Here is an 18,514-nt window from a genome sequence, read left to right on the forward strand (position 1 = left end):
GAAGATTTCTGCGGGCTGTGGATAACCCCGGCGGGGGCGCAGAAGGCCTGGTCGGGATGCGTTGGCGCTGCGTTGTCAGTGCTGTCTGCTTCCATCGATGGCGATGCCGAGGCCGAAGTCCATATCGATGCCGACCGACGCCGACGCCGATGCCGGCGCCGATGGCGGGGCGCGGTCCGAGCACGCGCGGCCGACAAGCGCGGATTCGGTCCGGGCAGGTGTCCGGTGCTTCATGGCCCGGCACCGGTGCACCGAGGGAGGTGGGAACGCTGGGGAGGGACGCGGGAGGCGTGGTGCGTACGACCGTAGACTCGCAGGTCGGGGCGCAGGGCCGGGCTGGGTGCGGCAGGTTCTGCGGGTGCCGCGGCCGGAGCGGTGCGGCGACGCGGTGGACGCTCGTGCAGCGGACGCCCGCGCCGCGAACGGCCGTGCAGTGGACGTCGACGCCGCGAGCCCCCACGCGGCGATGGCCTACGCGGCGGACGACAGTGCCGTGCCCGGCCGAGTAGCGAACGACCAGGCAAGAACGCCCACCCAGTGAACGACCTGAACGACCGAGCAGTCCTGAACGACCAAGCAGTAAGGAACGAGATGACGAGGCGGTGGGACGCGAAGACGGCAGCGGAGGCCCGGCCGGTGCCCGCGTCGCCCACGCCCCGCACCGGGGGCGTGGGGGAGAGCGGCGACCACAGCGCTGCGGCGCTGCGCTGCGCTGCCGTCTTCCTGCCCGCCCAGCCGCCGCGCGCCGGGAAGATCGCCCTGTGGCGGCCCGATGGCGGCCCGCTCCCGGACGCCGGATGTGCAGGGAGCGGCGAAGCAACGGCGGGCAGTGGTGGGGCCGTCGAGACGGGGGAGCTCGTGGTCGCCCGGCGCCATGGGAACGGCGCCCGTGGTCGTACGGTCCCTGCCGTGCTGCTGCCGCTGGTCGACGCCGTTCCGCTGCTGGTCCGCGCGCGGCACGACCCGGCCGCGCACCCGGCCGCCGCCTGCTGGGGTGCGGCCACCCTGCATGCGCTGCATCTCGCCGCCCGCGGCAGGCTGCTCCCCGGGCTGACCGCCGAGGACACCGACGCCTGGCGCGCCGGGCCGCTGGACCCCGAGGACATCGCGCATCTCCGGGCCGTCGCCGCCGCCATGCCCGCCGAGGCCCACGCCGTGCCGATCGCCGGCAGCCGCCCGCTCCAGGTGCACGACCCGGCGGCCCTGGTGCGGCTCTATGTGGATGCGGTCGCCGATGCGCTGCCGCGTACCCCGGCCGCCGGGCTGGTGGCCGGCGGCCCGTTCGCCGCGACCGAGCCCCAGCACCTTCCCGGCGCCCGGGAGTGGGCCGCCGAGGTCGCGGCCGGGGTCGACGCCGGGGTGCGGCTCTCGCTGCGCCTCGATCTGGCCCCGCACAAGGTCTTCGACAGGGGGGAGGACGGCGGGACGGGCGGTGCCGAGGAGCGCAGTGCGGCCGCCGCGGTCCTCCAGGTGCACAGCCTCACCGACCCCACCCTGGTCGCGGACGCCCGTGGCCTGTGGGAAGGCGAAGGGCCCGACCACTTCGGGCCGCGTTCCCGTGTCGACACCCTCCTCGCCCTGCGCCGCGCCGCCCGTATCTGGCCCCCGCTCACCCGCCTTCTGGAGCAGCCGGTCCCCGACGTACTGCCGCTCGCCGAGGACGAGTTGTACGACCTGTTGGGGGAGGCCGCGCCGCGTCTGGGCGCCGCGGGAGTGGGCGTCCACTGGCCCAGGGAACTGGCCCGTGGCCTGACCGCGACGGCGGTGCTGCGCCCGGCACCGGGCTCGGCCGCGGACGGCTTCGGCTTCTTCGACACCCGTGAACTGCTGCAGTTCCGCTGGCAGGTGGCCATGGACGGGGTGCCGCTGAGCGAGGTGGAAATGGACGCCCTCGCCGAGGCGCACCGCCCCGTTGTCCGGCTGCGCGACCAGTGGGTCCTGGTCGATCCGGGGCTCGTCCGCAAGGCCCGGAAACGCGAACTGGGCTACCTGGAGCCTGCCGAGGCTCTCGCCGCGACGCTCCACGGCACCGCGGAGGTGGACGGCGAGGAGGTCGAGGTGGTGCCCCAGGGCGCCCTCGCCGCGCTGCGCGCCCGCCTTGCCGCCGAAGCACGGCCGCTGCCCCAGCCGCCCGGACTGCGGGCCACCCTCCGCGACTACCAACTACGGGGCATGGCCTGGCTCGACACCATGACCTCCCTCGGCCTCGGCGGCTGCCTCGCCGACGACATGGGCCTGGGCAAGACCATCACCGTCATCGCGCTCCACCTGCACCGCGGGCCCACCGCACCCGTCCTCGTCGTCTGCCCGGCCTCCCTCCTCGGCAACTGGCAGCGCGAGATCGAACGCTTCGCCCCCGGCACCCCCGTACGCCGCTTCCACGGCGCGGGCCGCAGCCTCGACGGCCTGGACGGCGGCTTCGTCCTGACGACCTACGGGACGATGCGCAGCAGCGCCCCCGAGCTCGCCGGACGCCCGTGGGCCTGGATCGTCGCCGATGAGGCCCAGCACGTGAAGAATCCGCGCTCCTCGACGGCCCGGGCGCTGCGCAGCATCACGGCCCCGGCCCGGATCGCCCTCACCGGCACGCCCGTCGAGAACAACCTCTCCGAGCTGTGGGCCCTCCTCGACTGGACGACCCCCGGGCTGCTCGGGTCCCTCAAGACGTTCCGTGCGCTGCACGCCCGCGAGGTCGAGGGCGGTGAGGACCCGCGGGCGGCCGAGCGGCTGGCCCGGATGGTGCGCCCGTTCGTCCTGCGCCGCAAGAAGTCCGACCCCGGTATCGCCCCCGAACTGCCGCCCAAGACCGAAACGGACCACCCGGTGGCGCTGGGCCGCGAACAGGCCGCGCTCTACCAGGCCGTCGTCCGCGAGACCCTCGCCCGGATCGAGACCGCCGAGGGCATCGCGCGCCGCGGCCTGGTCATGAAGCTGCTCACCGCCCTGAAGCAGATCTGCAACCACCCCGCGCAGTACCTCAAGGAGGCCGCGCCCGGCCTCGCCGCGCGCTCCGGGAAGCTCGAACTCCTCGACGAACTCCTGGACACCATCCTCGCCGAGGGCGGTGCCACCCTGGTCTTCACCCAGTACGTCGGCATGGCGCAGCTGCTCGAACACCATCTGACCCACCGGGGCATCCCGGTGCAGCTCCTGCACGGTGGCACCCCGGTCGCCGAACGGGAGAAGATGGTCGACCGCTTCCAGTCGGGCCACGCCCCGGTCTTCCTGCTGTCCCTGAAGGCGGCGGGCACCGGCCTGAACCTCACGCGCGCCGGCCACGTGATCCACTACGACCGCTGGTGGAATCCGGCAGTGGAGGAGCAGGCCACCGACCGTGCGTACCGCATCGGGCAGACCCAGCCCGTCCAGGTCCACCGGCTGATCACCGAAGGCACGGTCGAGGACAACATCGCCCGGCTCCTCGGCGCCAAAAGGGCTCTCGCCGACGCGGTGCTCTCCGGCGGCGACAGCGCGCTCACCGAACTCTCCGATGCCGAACTCGCCGACCTCGTCTCCCTCAGGAGGCCCGGATGACCCCCCGCCCCGCCTCCGGGCGTGCCGCCGCCGCGGACCGCCTGGCCCGTGCGGACCGCTCGCGCACCTTCCCGCCGCTGCCGCTCCGGACCGGCGCCCGCGGGCTGTTCGCCGAATCCTGGTGGGGCAGTGCCTGGCTGGACGCCCTGGAGACCACGGCCCTCGACAGCGCCCGGCTCGCCCGCGGCCGGACCTACGCCCGGGACGGCCACGTCGACACCATCAACGTCACGCCGGGCCGCATCGTCGCCACCGTACGCGGCAGCAGACCCCGCCCCTACAGCGCCGAGATCCGCCTCAGGACCCTCACCGACCAGGAGTGGGACGGCCTCCTGGACGCCATCGCCGCGGAGCCCGGACAGCTCACGGCACTGCTGTCCAAGAAGCTGCCCCGGGCCCTGGCCGAGGGCGAGGTGCGCCTCCTCCCGGGACCCGGCGACCTCGTGCCCCGATGCTCGTGCCCCGACCAGGGCAGGCCCTGCAAACACGCCGCCGCGCTCTGCTTCCAGACCGCCCGCCTCCTGGACACGGACCCGTTCGTCCTGCTGCTGATGCGCGGCCGCGGCGAACGCGAACTCCTCGACGCGCTCGCCCGCCGCAACACCGCCCTCACCGCCCGCGAGGCCCGCGCCCGGACGCCCGCCACTCCCCAGGCGCCCCCGCACGGCCGCACCCCCGGTCCCGCCACACCACGCGCCGCCTCCGTGCCAGGCGCCCCGGCGGCCCCGGACGCGGGCCCCGGAGAGCCTGCGGACAAGGCCGCACCGCCGGCCCGCGGCGTCCTCGCCCGGGAGGCGCTCGCCGACCGGCCCCGTCCGCCGCTCCCCCCACCGCTGCCGGTCCCGCCCCGGCCCGGCCACCCCCCGGCCCTGCCGGACGCCGACCACCTCCCTTTCGACCCCGAGACCCTCGCCTTCCTCGCCGCCGACGCCGCGGCCCGCGCCCACGCCTGCGTGTCCGCCGCCGGCGCCCCGGTCTCCGGCGGCGGTCGGCCGCCCGTCCCCGGCCCCTTCCCGGCGCTGCCCGTATGGGAGGACGCCATCCGGCTGGCGGCCACCGCCCACCCCACCGCCGGCCTGACCTCCGCCACCCGGGCCCTCTACCGCGACCTCGCCGCGGCGACCGGCCGGACGACCACGGACGTGGCCCGCTCGGTCGCCGCCTGGCGGCAGGGCGGCCCCGAAGGCCTCGCCCTCCTCGAAGCCGCCTGGAACCCCCCGGCCGGCGACTTCGACCGGGCCCGCAGCGCCCTCCTCGCCGCCGACCTCCCGGCCCTGCGCCCGCGCCACAACCACCTCACCGACGCCGAGCGCGGCATCCAGCTCCGCTTCGGTCACGACAACCGCTGGTATCCCTACGAATCCGAGCCAGGCACCGACGACTGGTGGCCCACCGGCCCCGCGGACCCCGACCCCGTGGGCGCCCTCACCGCTCTGCTCGCGCGATGACTAACCTCGACGCCGTGGAAGGTCTCGACGCAGTCACCCGGTCCCTCGCCCGGCGCACCCCCGAGCAGCTCGCCGCGCTCCTCGCCCGCCATGCCGAACCGCTCGCCCGCCGGCCCGCGCCCACCGAACTGCGCGGCCTGGCCCAGGCGTTGTGGTCCTACGAAACCCTCCACCATCTGGTGCTGCATCTCGACCACCCCCGGCTCCAGGTGCTCGCCACTACCGCCCGCATCAGCCAGGAACGCGCCGCGCGCGCCGCCCCCGGGCCCGCCGCCCCCGCACCGGGTGCCGACTACCAGTCCCTGATGGCCCACCGGCTGTCCTTCGCGCACCTGGCCACCGAACCCGTCCCGCCCGAGGACGTGTACGCCGCCCTCGGCGCCGCCTCGCCCGGCCCCCCGCGCACCGCCGCCGAGACCGCACTGCAGCGGCTCTACGACGACGCACTCGCCGCGCCGGCCGGGGACGGCGCGATCGTCGTGCCGCCGCGCGTCCCACAACTCCTGGCCGCCCACGACCTCGGCCCGTTCCTCGCCGACGCCCCTCGGCCCGCATCGGATGACACAGCCGCCCCCGCCGCAACGGTTGCCCCGACCGCGCCGCACGACGAATCCCGGGCCGCCGCGGCGACCCTCGCCGCCACCGCCGACCGCCTGCTGGCCGCCCTGGCCACGCAGCCCGCCGCCCTGCGCAAGTCGGGCGGCCTGGCCGTACGCGAGATCAAACGGCTCGCCAAGGCGGCCGGCGCCACCGAACCGCACACCCGCCTCCTCCTCGACCTCGCGCTCGCCGCCGACCTGATCGCGCTGACCCGGAGCCCGTCCGGCATCACCGCCCTGCCCACCGGCGCCTACGACGACTGGCTCGGCCGCCCGCCCGGAGCACGCCTCGCGCCCCTCCTGGCCGCCTGGTCGGGACTGTGGGACATCCCCACCCACACCCCGTTCGGCGAGACCCCGACCGCGCTGGTCCGCGGCCACGACCGGCACGCCCCCGCCCTCCGGCACGCACTCCTCGCCGCCCTGGCCGCCGTCCCCCTCGGCGCGGGAACACCCCTCCCGCCGCTGCCGCTCCCCGATCCCCCGGAGCAGGCGGCGGGCACCCGCACCCCGTGGGACGACCTCCTGCGCGCCGCGGACTGGCACCGCCCCCTCGCCGTCGGGCACCAGCCGATGGCCCAGGACCGCGCCGCCCACACCCTCCACGAGGCCGCCTTCCTGGGCCTGGTCGCCCACGGCACCCTCACCCCCCTCGGCCGGGCGCTGCTCGACGACCCGCGCGCCCTCGACGAACCGCTCGCCGACCTGCTCCCGCCGCTCCTCGAACAGGCCCATTTCCAGGCCGATCTGACCGCCGTCGTGCCCGGCCGACCCGCTGCCGCGCTCGCCGGACTCCTCGCCGCCGCGGCCGACCGCGAATCCGAAGGCCACGCCGTGACCTGGCGCTTCACCCCGCGGTCCGTACGCCGCGCGCTGGACGCCGGCCACCACGCCGACACCCTCCTGGAGGACCTCACCCGCGCCTCGTCGACCGGCACCCTGCCGCAGCCGCTGTGCTACCTCGTCCAGGACGCCGCCCGCTCCCACGGCCGGATGCGGGTCCTGCCCGCCGCCTGCTGCATCCGCTCCGACGACGAAACGCTCGTCGAAGAGCTGGCCGCCCACCGCGCACTGCGCGACCTCCAACTGCGCGCCATCGCCCCGACCGTCCTGGTCAGCAGCCGCCCGCCGACCGCCACGCTCGACGCGCTGCGCGCCGTCGGCTACGCCCCGGCCCTGGAATCCGACACCGGCACCACCACCGTCGAACGCCTCCCCGCGCACCGCACCAAGGCTCCCGCCCCGTCCCGCAATCCGCACGCACCGCTCGCCCTCGCCCACCGGCTCCTGGGCCTCCCGGCGCAACCCCAGGAGGCCGCAACGACCGGCGACAGCTGACCGGTTGCTGCCCCGCGCCGCCCCGCCCGGACCGCTGCGCGGGGGCCGGCTTCTCGTACTCCGCACCGCCCGTGCGCGTCGGACACGCGTCGCCGGCCATCTTCGCGATGGTCCGCCCACTCGGCTCCGCGCCGCAGCGGTCCCGGAGCGGACGCTAGACCGCACCCTCCCGGACGTGCACCGCACGCCCGACAGCGTCGCGGGGCCGTCGGCCTGCTCCCGCACCCGCCGTGGGGCGTACGGGCGGTGGATCTCCCTTGCGGCGCCCTGCTCCGGGTGGTGCAAGGAGCCGTGACGGCGCCCCAGCTCGGGGCGGCCGGCCCCGGGGCGCGCCGCTTCAGCCGTCGGCCGGCTTCCTCCGGCCCGCCCCGCCGATACGGCGCAGTGCCGTCGGCCCGAAGCAGAGGCGGGGGAGGCGCTTGGCGGCGGCCTCGGAGTCGGGGCGGTGGGGCGGCGGGGCCGCGGGCGCTCCCGGCGCGGGTGGTGCGGCGGAGAGCGTGGCGGCGGGTGTCGGGGCGAGGGCGGAGCCGGGAGCGGGCGTTGCCGGGGGACGCGGGGCGGGGGGCGATGCGGGGCCGGTCGTCGTCGGCCGCGGGGCGGGGGCCGCCTTCGGCGAGGCCGGCCCGTTCGGGGCGCCGTCGGCCGCCGGACCGGTGCGTGCCGTGTCCCGGAACAGGCCGAGGGCGGCGGAGAGGCGCAGGGCCGGGGGCGTCGGGGCGGCGGTCGTGAGGACGTCCAGGTAGGCGCGGCCGACGGCGGGGCGGTCGGCGGCGGGGGAGGGCAGGGCCGTGCCGGTGGCCAGGGTCCAGGGGGTCCGGACGAGGCGTCCGAGGGTCCGCTGCACCTTCCGGGCGAGCGCAGGGTCGTCCATGCCGTGCCGCCGTAGTGCCCCGCGCAGCGCGGCGGCGCCATGCGCGGCGAGGGACAGTCCCTGGCCGTAGTCGGGGGTGAGCGAGACCAGGGCGCCACCGAGGACGAGGAACCCCGAGGGCCAGGACGGCAGTTGTTCGTAGCGCCGCCGCCGGCTGGTGGTGTCGCGGGAGAGCCGTACCTCGCTCAGCGGCTCGGCGTCCGCGATGAGGTCGCCGATGACGGCGTTGCCCGTGCGGCGGGCGAACGGCACGAACCTGCCCGCGTGTTCGCTGGGCCGGTCGTCGCCGGTGCCGGTCAGGGTGACCAGCCAGCGCCCGCCCTCGATCGGGACCAGCGTCGCCGTCCTGGCGGGAACCGGGCGGCGTGATGCCGCAGGACCCGAGAACGGGCCGGTGAACGCCGAACGGGTGGTGAGCACCGGGCAGTCCTCCCTGCCGGCGGGGGCATGGAAGATGCGGGTCGCCGAGACGGTGTTGCCGTCCACGACGTCTTCGCGGGCGGCGGGCAGGCCCAGCGCGGCCAGCCGGTTCTGGGTGGTGGAGTGCCGGCCGGTGGCGTCGACGACGAGGTCGGCGTCCAGGCGGTAGGCGGCGCCGGTCGTGGTGTCCCGGACGCGCACCCCGGTGACGTGTTCCGCGGTGCCGGTGAGCCCGGCGGCTTCGGTTCCGTCGAGCACCGTCACCCCGGGGAGGGCCGGCACCTGTTCCCGTAGGACCCGGTCGAGCAGGTCGCGGGAGCAGGCGATCAACTGCTCCGCGCGGGCCCGTCGGCGTAACCGGGCGGCAGGGTGCCGGCCCGCGAACTCCGCCGGTTTCGGCACTGTGCGGGCACCCCCGGCCAGCCAGCGTTCGAGGCTGCCGGGCAGCAGGGCGTCGACCAGCCGGGCGCCGTCCGCCGTCAGCAGATGGGCGTGCCGGGCCTGCGGAAGGTCCGTGGGCAGCGCGGGGGTGCGGGGCAGCCGCTCCCGCTCGACGATGACGACGTCGGCGTGCTGGGACAGTGCCGCGGCGGCGAGCATGCCGGTGAAGCCGCCGCCGAGCACCACGGCGAGGTGGGGATGGGTGAACTGGAGCCCGTTGCTGCTCGTCGTGCTCGACCCGTTCATGGGCAGTCCCTTTCTCGGCGGCGGAGCACGGATTCCCGGCGGGTGCGGGACACGTCCAGAAAGGGCGGTTCCGCATACGGTCGGGAACGCCGGCGCGCGGCGGCGATGACGGCGTCGGTGGCGGCCGTGAACGAGGCCGGCAACGAGAACGGCAGGGACGCGGATGCGGTCCGCAGAAGGCGCAGAGGTGCCGGTGGAAGCAGTTGCGCCCGTTGTGGGATCCGGCAGGCCGGCGCGAACGCCGGCCTGCCGCCCCCCGATTTCCCCATCATGATTCCCCCTCAGGCCGTGCCCGCCCCGCGCCGCGCACCGCCGCGTCCTCCTCCGCCGCCCGCCCGTATCTCCGGGTGGGGCGGGCGAGCACCACTGCCGTGCACCATGCGTGCTGCCCCGGGGGACGCGGCCGTCGCCTCCGGCCAACGGCGGACACCCTTCCGGATCGTAGGCGGCGGCGATCACAACCGACAGCCAGGTTTGAGCGAGAGACGCGTGGTGGCCACCCCCGGGATACCGATGGGTAGATCTGCAGCAAAACGGCGCAATGGGCGGAAACCACAGCGGGGTTTTCTCGTGACGCGAGAAAGCGGACGGGAAAATTTCGCGAGAAGAGGGGTGGTGACGCGCGAAGTCCCGCAGGGTTGGCGCGAAATGATCGGACGAGGACGCCCGGACGGCCGGCCTGCCTACCCTGTGCGGGCACCGCACAGGAGAACCAGAGGGAGAGTCGTGCGCGCGATTGTGATGCGAGAATTCGGCGGCCCGGACGTGCTGCGGCTCGAAGACGTCCCCGAGCCCGCACCCCGCGCCGGCCACTCGCTCGTCGAAGTGTCCCTGGCCGGTGTCAACTACGCCGATGTGCATGTACGGGGGGACTCCTACCTCGCGCCCGTCGAGCTGCCGTACGTCCCCGGGAACGAGGTCGTGGGGACGGTGGACGGCGGCCGGCGCGTCGTCGGGCTGTGCCGCGGCGGCGGATACGCGGAACGGACCCTGCTGCACCGCCGCGTGACCTGGGACGTCCCCGACGCCATCAGTGACGAACAGGCCGTCGCGCTGGCCCTGCAGGGCAACAGCGCCTGGCATCTGCTGTTCACCTCGCTGCGCCTCACCGCGGGGGAGACCGTCGTCGTACCGGCCGCGGCGGGCGGCGTCGGGTCGCTGGCCGTCCAGCTCGCCGCGCACGCCGGCGCCAAGGTCATCGGCCTCGCGGGCTCCCCGGAAAAGCGAAAGCTGGCCGAGGAGCTGGGCGCCCACGCGGTCGTCGACTCGACCGCCGAGGATCTGACCGAGCGCATCCTGGACGCGGCCGGCGGCCCCGTCGCGGCGGCGCTGGAGATGACGGGCGGGGTCACCTTCGAGCGGACCCTCGCCGCCGTCGCACCGCGCGGCCGGCTCGCCGTCTACGGGTTCGCCGGCGGCGACCTGGCGAGCGTGCCGACCCGGGAGCTGATGGCGCGCAGCATCACCGTCTCGGGCTTCTGGCTGCCGCAGCTCTACGCGGACCGCACGGCGCTGCCGACGTCCATGCGGGCGCTGTTCGACGCGGTCGCCGACGGCACCCTCGAGCCGCGGACCGGCGCGGCGTACGCACTCGGCGAGGCGGCCCGGGCGCACCACGACCTGGCCGCCCGCACCCCGACCGGGAAACTGGCCCTCGACGCCGCCCGATAATGGCGGTGGCCCGGGGCGCCGCACGGCCACCACGGCTGCGGGAGCGCACCCGGGGACCGGCCGCCGGGAACCACGGGCCGCGGGGGTGCCGGCCCGCAGCGCACCTGCCCCGCGCCTCAGGGCGCCCACCACTGCCAGGGGAGAGAGCACACGATGGGCAACAGCACCACGGCCACGGGATCGCCGGCCTCCGCCGACGCGACCGCCACCGGCGTGACGCCGCGTACCGCGGGCCGCTCGAAGAAGACGCGTCAGGAGCCCAAGGCCACGGCGTCCGCGGGCTCCCGGCCATCGGGATCCGGCCATGCCGAGCGGGTCTTCCTCGTCCAGACGGCGTTCGCCGAGCTGGGCGGTTCCGCCCACGGGCCCGGTGAGATCGCGGAGTTCACCGGCCTGGACGACTCCGTCGTCTACCGCATCCTGCAGTCCGGCATCTACCAGCGCATCTTCGAGCGGGTGGACCGCGGCCTCTACCGGCTGCGGACCTCCGCCGCCCAACTCGCCTTCACCGCCCTCGACCACCGCCTCGACGGCGCCGCCTCGCAGACGGTGCTGCGCGACCTGCGGCAGGCCACCGACGGCGGGCTGGCGTTCCTCTACATGGTGGCGCCCTTCTCCGGCGCGCAACGGCAGTGCATCGACATGGCCGTCGGCGACTCCGACCTCGCGGAGCTGGGGATGACGCCGCGTGATGTGCTGTCCGTGACGCGTTCGCTGCGCACCGGTGCCTCCGGGCGGACGATCCTCGCCTACCTGCCGGAGGTGCTCCAGCAGCGGGTGCTGGCCGAGCCCGTCCCCGAACAGGCGGGGCCCGGCGTCTACCGGGACAACGACGCGCTCGTGGCGTCCCTGGCCGAAGTGCGCGACCTCGGACACGCGCTCGGCTACGAGGAGTGCATGGCCGGCTGGAACTCCTGCGCGGCGCCGATCATGTGGGACGGCTCCATCATGGGAGCGGTGCTGCTCCTCAAGCTCAAGTCCGTGATGCCGGTGGCCCCCGACGGCGTGATCGAGGCGACGAAGGAGGCGGCGGCCGAACTCAGCCGCTACGGAGCCGCCCGGCCGTCCGCTGACCAGGCCTGAACCACGGCCGCCGGCCGCCGGCCCGCTCCGCCTCTCCCGCGGGGCAGCAGCGGCCGCACCGGGCCGTAACCCCTCAGCTGCCACGGGAGCCGCCTGCTCGCGGACCGGTGCGGGACGTCCCGCACCGGCCCGGCCGGGCAGAATGGCGGGGTGCGGCTCGAAGCGATCACCTGGGAACGGCTCACCGACGCGCTCGCCGAACGCATCGCCACGATGCCGGCGAAGGACGGGGGCCCCTGGCTGCGCGTGGCCCTCGACGGGGCGCCCGCAGCCGCCCCCGGCGCGCTCGCCGGCCGGCTCGCCGAGGCGCTGCGGCTCCGGGGGCGGGCGGTGCACCGGGCCGGCGCCTTCGGTTTCCTGCGCCCCGCATCGCTGCGGCTCGAATACGGCCGGGAGGACCCCGACGCCTTCCACGACGAATGGTTCGACCGGCAGGCCCTGTGGCGCGAGGTGTTCCAGCCGCTGGACCCGGGCGGCAGCGGCCGCGTACTGCCGGACCTCTGGGACCCGGTGGCGGACCGGGCCACGCGCAGCGCGTACACGGAGCTGCCGCCCGGCGGCGTCCTGCTGCTGCACGGCCCTCTGCTGCTCGGCCACTGGTTCCCCTTCGATCTGTCCGTGCACCTGAAGCTGTCGCCGGCCGCCCTCGCCCGCCGCACCCCGCAGGGCGAGCGCTGGACCCTGTCCGCCTTCGCGCGCTACGAGGCCGAGACCCGGCCCGAGGAGGCGGCGGATGTGGTCGTACGGGCCGACGATCCCCGCAGGCCGGCCTGGAGCGGTCTGCCCTGACGACGGGGCGGCCCGCCCGTCCGGCCTTGAGGGACGAACTGCCGGATCTCGCCGCGTATGCGGGGGAACCTGCCTGCGGCCACCGGCAGTTCATCGGCGGCCGACCGCGCGAGAAGACCCGAGTCCCGCACCGTCATCTCGGGTAACCGGTCGGCACCGCCGCCCTCTTGACGCGGCCTCAGGTATCTCGTGCTTCCGGCCATGGCGACCCCTCCCCGGGCGGCCCCCGCGGCCGTCCCCCGCTGGAAAAACCGTACGGCCGACCACTGACAACCGGTCCCGGACCGCCTGGCGAGACCGCTGATCGCCGTGCCGGCGGCGGAGGTTAGCGTGGGCCCGTGAGCACTTCATTCCCTGCATCCGACGAGCCCGAAGCGCTGCCCGGCAGCCAGGGGCCCACCGCGACCGTCGAGGCCCGGCCGCGGTCCGTCGGCACCGTGACGATGTCCTACGCGCCCGACCCCGACGGCGACCCGGATCCCGGCGAGATCGTATGGACCTGGGTGCCCTACGAGGAGAACGACGGCCGGGGCAAGGACCGCCCCGTGCTGGTCGTCGCCCGGGAGACCGGCGGGACGCTGCTGGCCGTGCAGCTGTCCAGCAAGCGGCACAACAACGACCGGGAGTGGGTCCCCCTCGGGACGGGCCCGTGGGACCGCGCGGGGCGCGACTCGTGGGTGGCCGTGGACCGGGTGCTGCGGGTGCACCCGGCCGGGATGCGGCGCGAGGCCTGCGCGCTGGACCGGGGCCGCTTCAACCTCGTCGTCAACCGGCTGCGCGAGCGCTACGGCTGGCGCTGACCGCCCCAGTCCCGGGCCTCAGGCGTCGGCCAGGGCCAGGAGCTTGGTGACGGTGTTCCAGTTGCGGGCGGTGGCCGTCACCCCGAGACGGGCACGGCCCACCGCCTCGGCGAGCCTGGAGCGGCCGATGCCGCCCGGGCACCACAGATACAGTTCGCGCCCGATCAGCCGGTACTGGTCGGGCGCGAACGCGGCCGGGTCGAGCGCATCCAGCCGGGAGGTGTCGGCCGGCTCCGCCGACAGGAACGTGACGTGCAGGCTCTTGGGCTCCGGCGCGGCCAGGGGAAACGGGTTCGCGGCGACGACGGCGGCCAGCTCGTCGCGGGTCCGGACGACGACCGGCACCGTCAGGCCCAGGTCGACGGTGATCCGCTCGTGGATCACCCGGGCGGTCTCGGACGGCGGCGTACCGGGGTCGGCGAAGACGATGTTGCCGGTCTGCAGGAGGACCGAGACGTCCTGGTACCCCAGGGACTGGGCCAGCTCCAGCTGCTTCGCCTTGGGGAAGGAGTTGTGGCCGCCGACATTGATGCCGCGGAGCAGAGCGATCTGACGGGACATGGTGCTGCCGTTCGTAGGGGCCGGCCTCGGTGAGGGCGGACGACGGTCGGGATCAGAAGAGCGGAGCGGGCAGTACCCCTTCGAGGGCCAGCAGGGCACGTTTGGTCTCCAGCCCGCCGCCGAAGCCGCCGATGCCGCCGTCACTGGCCACGACGCGGTGGCACGGGACGACGACCGGGAGCGGATTGGAGCCCATGGCGGCGCCCACCGCGCGGGCCGCGCCCGGCTCCCCGACCCGGTCGGCGAGGTCCTGATAGCCCACGACGCTGCCGTAGGGGACCCCGGCGGCCAGCGCCTGCAGGACCCGTGCGGAGAAGCCGGAGGACAGCGACCAGTCCAGCGGGACGGTGAAGGACCGCAGCTCTCCGGCGAAATAGGCGGTGAGCTCGGCCGCGGCCGTCGCCAGAGGGGGGAGCGCGGCCCGCGGCGGCCCGCCGAAGTACTGCTCCAGACGGGTCAGCTCACGGCGGGCGGTCCGCTCGTCGGCATGGAAGACGACCCGGACCAGGCCCTCCTCGGTCGCGGCGAGCAGCAGCGGGCCGATCGGGGTATCCAGTCGCGCCCGGGCCCAGTCGCGCCGGGCCGCCGCCGCTGCCGCGGGTGCGGCGTCCGGCGCCGCCGCCGGGCGGGAATCCTGCTCGGAATGCATCACCTGATCAGGGTAGGAGGCACCACTGACAATGCGGCGGGGAACGGACCGGCCGCCCCCGTCCCCCCGCCGGCCGCGGGCTCAGTCGTCGTTGCCGCCCAGCGCGTCGCGCACCACGTCCGGCTTGTTGGTGATGATGCCGTCGACGCCCAGAGCGGCGACCTTGACCGCGGTGGCCGGGTCGTCGACGGTCCAGGTGTACAGGTCCAGCGGCCGGCGGTGCGGGCCCTTCAGACCGTGCACGGCGGCGACGTACTCCGGGGTGACCGCCGTGTGGACGGGGTTGATCTGGTCGCAGTACTTGGCGAACTTCGGGAGGTCGGCGACGGACGGATTGCCGAGGAAGCCCGTCTTGACGTCCGGCCGCAGGCGGTGCACCGTCTTGATGGCGTCGGCGTTGAAGCTCTGGATGATCAGATGGCGCTTGACGTGGGTCCGGTCCAGCCAGCCCGCGCGGCGCAGCTCGGCGAGGGTCTGCCGCTCGATCCCCGGGTAGAGCTCCGGCGATTTCAGCTCCATCAGCAGGCTCTGGTCGTTGTTCTCGACCTCGTCCATGTAGTCCTCGAGGGTCGGCACCCGCTCCCCGCGGAACTTCGGTCCGAACCAGCCGCCCGCGTCCAGCTTCTCGATCTCCTTCAGCGTGAAGTCCGCTACGTTCCACGGGGAGCGTCCGGGAAAGACCTGCTCCACGTTGGTCGTCCGGGCGAGCGAGTTGTCATGGAGGATGACCAGCTCGCCGTCCTTGGTGCGCTGGACGTCGTTCTCGACCCACTCGAAGCCCAGCCGCTCGGCCGCGTCGATCGAGGCGAGAGTGTTCTCGGGTGCGTACGACGAGGCGCCGCGGTGGGCGACCGTCACCGGAGAGCGTCCGGACGGAGCCGCCTGGGCGACGGGCGTGGAGAGGGCGAGCGTGGACAGACCCATGAGCGCACCGGCGACAACGGTGGCGACGGGGCGGATACGCATACGGACTCCTCGTGACGTCGTGGACGTGAGCTGACGTGAAGTGACGTGAACCGGGTCGGACGGACAGAGGCTCGCAGCCGGGCCGTAGCGGGAGGCGGTCGTGTGGTTTCCGGGCGCTGAACGAGAGGTGGCCGGTTTCCGTTGTGGAGCGACGCGCAGTTGCAGGATGCCCGGATCAGCCGTGCTACAGACGTACGCTCCGACGCCGTCCAACTTGCCGGAGCCACGGCATCCGCGCATCTTGGCCGATGATGCGTCACCCCTCGTGCGTCTGAACGGTTTTGATGGGCCAGCAGAAGGGCACGCCACCTGGCCGGGTCCTCGTCCGGCCGGTCGGCCGACTCCTCGCCCGGCGCGTCGCAGCACGGGCCCCGTCCGGATCCGGAGGGGGAGACCGACGGCGCTCCCGTGCGGTCCCTGCACGTGCGGGCACCGCTCCCCGTGGCGTCCCGGCCTCGGCGCCGCCCGCTGCCCGAGGAGCGCGCCCGCCGTCGGGTCCACCGCCCACCGCGTCCACCGCCGGCTGCCCCGCCGGCCCGCCGTTCCCTGTTCCCGTGCCGCCCGTGCCCCGGGCCGCCGGCCGACCGGCACTCCCTGCCCCCGCCGTCCGGCGCCCGTGGTCCGGCGCCCGTGGTCCGGCAACCCGCCGGCCACCGCGGCCGCCCGCCCGCAGCTACGGGCTCACCAACCGAAACCGCAGCTCAGAGTGCTTGCGGCGTCGATTGTCAGTGCCGAGTCGTACGGTGGATCCCATGCGGCCCGTATCAAGCATCGAACGCACGGTGGCGCCTTTCGAGGTCGTCAGCCCCTTCCAGCCCAGCGGCGACCAGCCCACGGCCATCGCCGAACTCGAGCGGCGTATCCGCGGGGGTGAAAAGGACGTCGTCCTGCTCGGCGCGACCGGCACCGGCAAGTCGGCGACCACCGCGTGGATGATCGAGAAGCTGCAGCGCCCGACGCTCGTCCTGGCGCCCAACAAGACGCTCGCGGCCCAGCTCGCCAACGAATTCCGCGAGCTGCTGCCCAACAACGCCGTCGAGTACTTCGTCTCCTACTACGACTACTACCAGCCCGAGGCGTACGTCCCGCAGTCCGATACGTACATCGAGAAGGACTCCTCCATCAACGAGGAGGTCGAGCGGCTGCGGCACTCCGCGACGAATTCGCTGCTCACCCGGCGTGATGTCGTGGTGGTCGCCTCGGTGTCCTGCATCTACGGCCTCGGTACGCCGCAGGAGTACGTCGACCGGATGGTGCCGCTGAAGGTCGGCGACGAGTTCGACCGGGACGCCCTGCTGCGCCGCTTCGTCGACATCCAGTACACGCGCAACGACGTGGCCTTCACCCGCGGCACCTTCCGGGTGCGCGGCGACACCATCGAGATCTTCCCGGTGTACGAAGAGCTGGCCGTGCGGATCGAGATGTTCGGCGACGAGATCGAGGCGCTGTCCACTCTCCATCCGCTCACCGGCGAGGTCATCAGCGACGACCAGGAGCTGTACATCTTCCCGGCCAGCCACTACATCGCGGGCCCCGAGCGCATGGAGCGGGCCATCGCCGGGATCGAGGCCGAGCTCGCGGACAGCCTCGCCACGATGGAGAAGCAGGGCAAGCACCTGGAGGCCCAGCGGCTGCGGATGCGCACCACCTACGACATCGAGATGATGCGTCAGATCGGCTCCTGCTCCGGCATCGAGAACTATTCGATGCACATGGACGGCCGCGAGCCCGGCTCCGCGCCCAACACCCTCCTCGACTACTTCCCGGACGACTTCGTCCTGGTCATCGACGAGTCGCATGTCACGGTCCCGCAGATCGGTGCCATGTACGAGGGCGACGCCTCCCGCAAGCGCACCCTCGTCGAGCACGGCTTCCGGCTGCCGTCCGCCATGGACAACCGGCCGCTGAAGTGGGAAGAGTTCCTGGGGCGCATCGGCCAGACCGTCTATCTGTCCGCGACCCCGGGGCCGTACGAGCTCGCCAGGGGCGACGGGTTCGTGGAGCAGATCATCCGGCCGACCGGTCTGGTCGACCCGGAAGTGGTGGTCAAGCCCACCGACGGGCAGATCGACGACCTGGTGCACGAGATCCGTACGCGCACGGACAAGGACGAGCGCATCCTGGTCACCACCCTCACCAAGAAGATGGCCGAGGACCTCACCGACTACTTCCTGGAGCTCGGCATCCAGGTCCGCTATCTGCACAGCGACGTGGACACCCTGCGCCGGGTGGAGCTGCTGCGCGAGCTGCGATCGGGTGAGTACGACGTCCTGGTGGGCATCAACCTGCTGCGTGAGGGCCTGGACCTGCCCGAGGTCTCCCTGGTGGCCATCCTGGACGCCGACAAGGAAGGGTTCCTGCGGTCCGGTTCGGCGCTCATCCAGACCATCGGACGTGCGGCGCGCAACGTCTCCGGCCAGGTGCACATGTACGCCGACAAGGTCACCCCGGCGATGGCGAAGGCCATCGACGAGACCAACCGCCGCCGGGACAAGCAGCTGGCGTACAACAAGGAGAACGGCATCGACCCGCAGCCGCTCCGCAAGAAGATCGGCGACATCGTCGCCACCATCGCCCGCGAGGAGATCGACACCCAGGAGCTGCTGGGCACGGGGTACCGCAAGGGCACCGAGAAGGAGACCCAGGGCAAGGCGCCGGTCCCGGCGCTCGGCGGCAAGGCCGCGAAGGGCAAGGGCGGCAAGGCGGAGGTGCTGACGGACCGTCCCGCCGCCGAACTGGCCGAGCTCATCGAGGAGATGACGGAGCGGATGCGGGCCGCCGCGGCCGAGCTGCAGTTCGAGGTCGCCGCCCGACTGCGCGACGAGGTGGGCGAACTGAAGAAGGAGCTGCGGCAAATGAGGGAGGCCGGGGTGAAGTAGGGGGGAACGGCAGCGGCCGAGGGGCCGGGGCGGCGCGCGACGGTCCGCCGGGGCGGACCGCCCTCGCCCCGGTGCGGTATCGCCGCACGTGGGCGGGGTGTGTCCGGCGGTGCCCGGTGTGTTGCAGAAGCGCCACAAAACGCGGGTCCGATGCCTCCCCGGCCCGGCGTCGTGCATAGGGTCGAAGGGGCCGCCGGAGAGCTGGGCGGGGACAGTACA

12 protein-coding genes are annotated in these 18,514 nt (G+C 74.3%); 8 read left to right on the forward strand and 4 right to left on the reverse strand.

Features of this window, described 5'->3' with window-relative positions; genetic code table 11:
- Positions 1–591 precede the first annotated feature (591 nt).
- The 3 genes from AB0411_RS24105 to AB0411_RS24115 are packed head-to-tail and all read left to right on the forward strand — an operon-like array spanning position 592 to position 6,919.
- Positions 592–3,534 (forward strand): DEAD/DEAH box helicase, encoded by a 2,943-nt coding sequence (locus AB0411_RS24105; protein ID WP_366419359.1) that lies wholly within the window; start codon positions 592–594, stop codon positions 3,532–3,534.
- Positions 3,531–4,982, forward strand: a complete 1,452-nt coding sequence (locus tag AB0411_RS24110; protein WP_366419360.1) for an SWIM zinc finger family protein — start codon at positions 3,531–3,533, stop codon at positions 4,980–4,982. Before AB0411_RS24105 ends, AB0411_RS24110 begins: the two co-directional genes overlap by 4 nt.
- Complete coding sequence (locus AB0411_RS24115; RefSeq protein ID WP_366419361.1) at positions 4,979–6,919, forward strand: helicase-associated domain-containing protein; 1,941 nt, start codon at positions 4,979–4,981, stop codon at positions 6,917–6,919. Before AB0411_RS24110 ends, AB0411_RS24115 begins: the two co-directional genes overlap by 4 nt.
- A 337-nt stretch (positions 6,920–7,256) precedes the next feature.
- On the opposite strand, the gene AB0411_RS24120 is transcribed toward AB0411_RS24115, so the two are convergent.
- Positions 7,257–8,897, reverse strand: a complete 1,641-nt coding sequence (locus AB0411_RS24120) for an FAD-dependent oxidoreductase (protein ID WP_366419362.1) — start codon at positions 8,895–8,897, stop codon at positions 7,257–7,259.
- A 726-nt stretch (positions 8,898–9,623) separates the two neighbouring features.
- On the opposite strand from AB0411_RS24120, the gene AB0411_RS24125 reads away from it, so the two are divergent.
- From AB0411_RS24125 to AB0411_RS24140, 4 genes are all read left to right on the forward strand, one after another.
- Positions 9,624–10,568 (forward strand): quinone oxidoreductase family protein, encoded by a 945-nt coding sequence (locus AB0411_RS24125; RefSeq protein WP_366419363.1) that lies wholly within the window; start codon positions 9,624–9,626, stop codon positions 10,566–10,568.
- 153 nt (positions 10,569–10,721) lie between these two features.
- Complete coding sequence (locus AB0411_RS24130; protein WP_366419364.1) at positions 10,722–11,651, forward strand: IclR family transcriptional regulator domain-containing protein; 930 nt, start codon at positions 10,722–10,724, stop codon at positions 11,649–11,651.
- Positions 11,652–11,801: 150 nt separating this feature from the next.
- Complete coding sequence (locus AB0411_RS24135; RefSeq protein WP_366419365.1) at positions 11,802–12,440, forward strand: uridine kinase; 639 nt, start codon at positions 11,802–11,804, stop codon at positions 12,438–12,440.
- Between the two features lie 338 nt (positions 12,441–12,778).
- Positions 12,779–13,240, forward strand: coding sequence for a type II toxin-antitoxin system PemK/MazF family toxin (locus AB0411_RS24140; RefSeq protein WP_366419366.1), 462 nt, complete (start codon positions 12,779–12,781; stop codon positions 13,238–13,240).
- An 18-nt stretch (positions 13,241–13,258) separates the two neighbouring features.
- Here AB0411_RS24140 and AB0411_RS24145 read toward each other — a convergent pair whose 3' ends face one another.
- From AB0411_RS24145 to AB0411_RS24155, 3 genes are all read right to left on the reverse strand, one after another.
- Positions 13,259–13,801, reverse strand: coding sequence for a DUF1697 domain-containing protein (locus tag AB0411_RS24145; protein ID WP_366419367.1), 543 nt, complete (start codon positions 13,799–13,801; stop codon positions 13,259–13,261).
- Positions 13,802–13,853: 52 nt separating this feature from the next.
- Positions 13,854–14,450, reverse strand: coding sequence for a methylated-DNA--[protein]-cysteine S-methyltransferase (locus AB0411_RS24150; RefSeq protein WP_366419398.1), 597 nt, complete (start codon positions 14,448–14,450; stop codon positions 13,854–13,856).
- Positions 14,451–14,531: 81 nt separating this feature from the next.
- Positions 14,532–15,416, reverse strand: a complete 885-nt coding sequence (locus AB0411_RS24155; protein ID WP_366419368.1) for a glycerophosphodiester phosphodiesterase — start codon at positions 15,414–15,416, stop codon at positions 14,532–14,534.
- A 752-nt stretch (positions 15,417–16,168) separates the two neighbouring features.
- Here AB0411_RS24155 and uvrB point away from each other — a divergent pair.
- Positions 16,169–18,295, forward strand: a complete 2,127-nt coding sequence (gene uvrB, locus AB0411_RS24160; RefSeq protein WP_366419369.1) for an excinuclease ABC subunit UvrB — start codon at positions 16,169–16,171, stop codon at positions 18,293–18,295.
- Positions 18,296–18,514: the final 219 nt, after the last annotated feature.

This window comes from Streptomyces angustmyceticus (genome assembly GCF_040701845.1).
Lineage (GTDB): Bacteria > Actinomycetota > Actinomycetes > Streptomycetales > Streptomycetaceae > Streptomyces > Streptomyces angustmyceticus_A.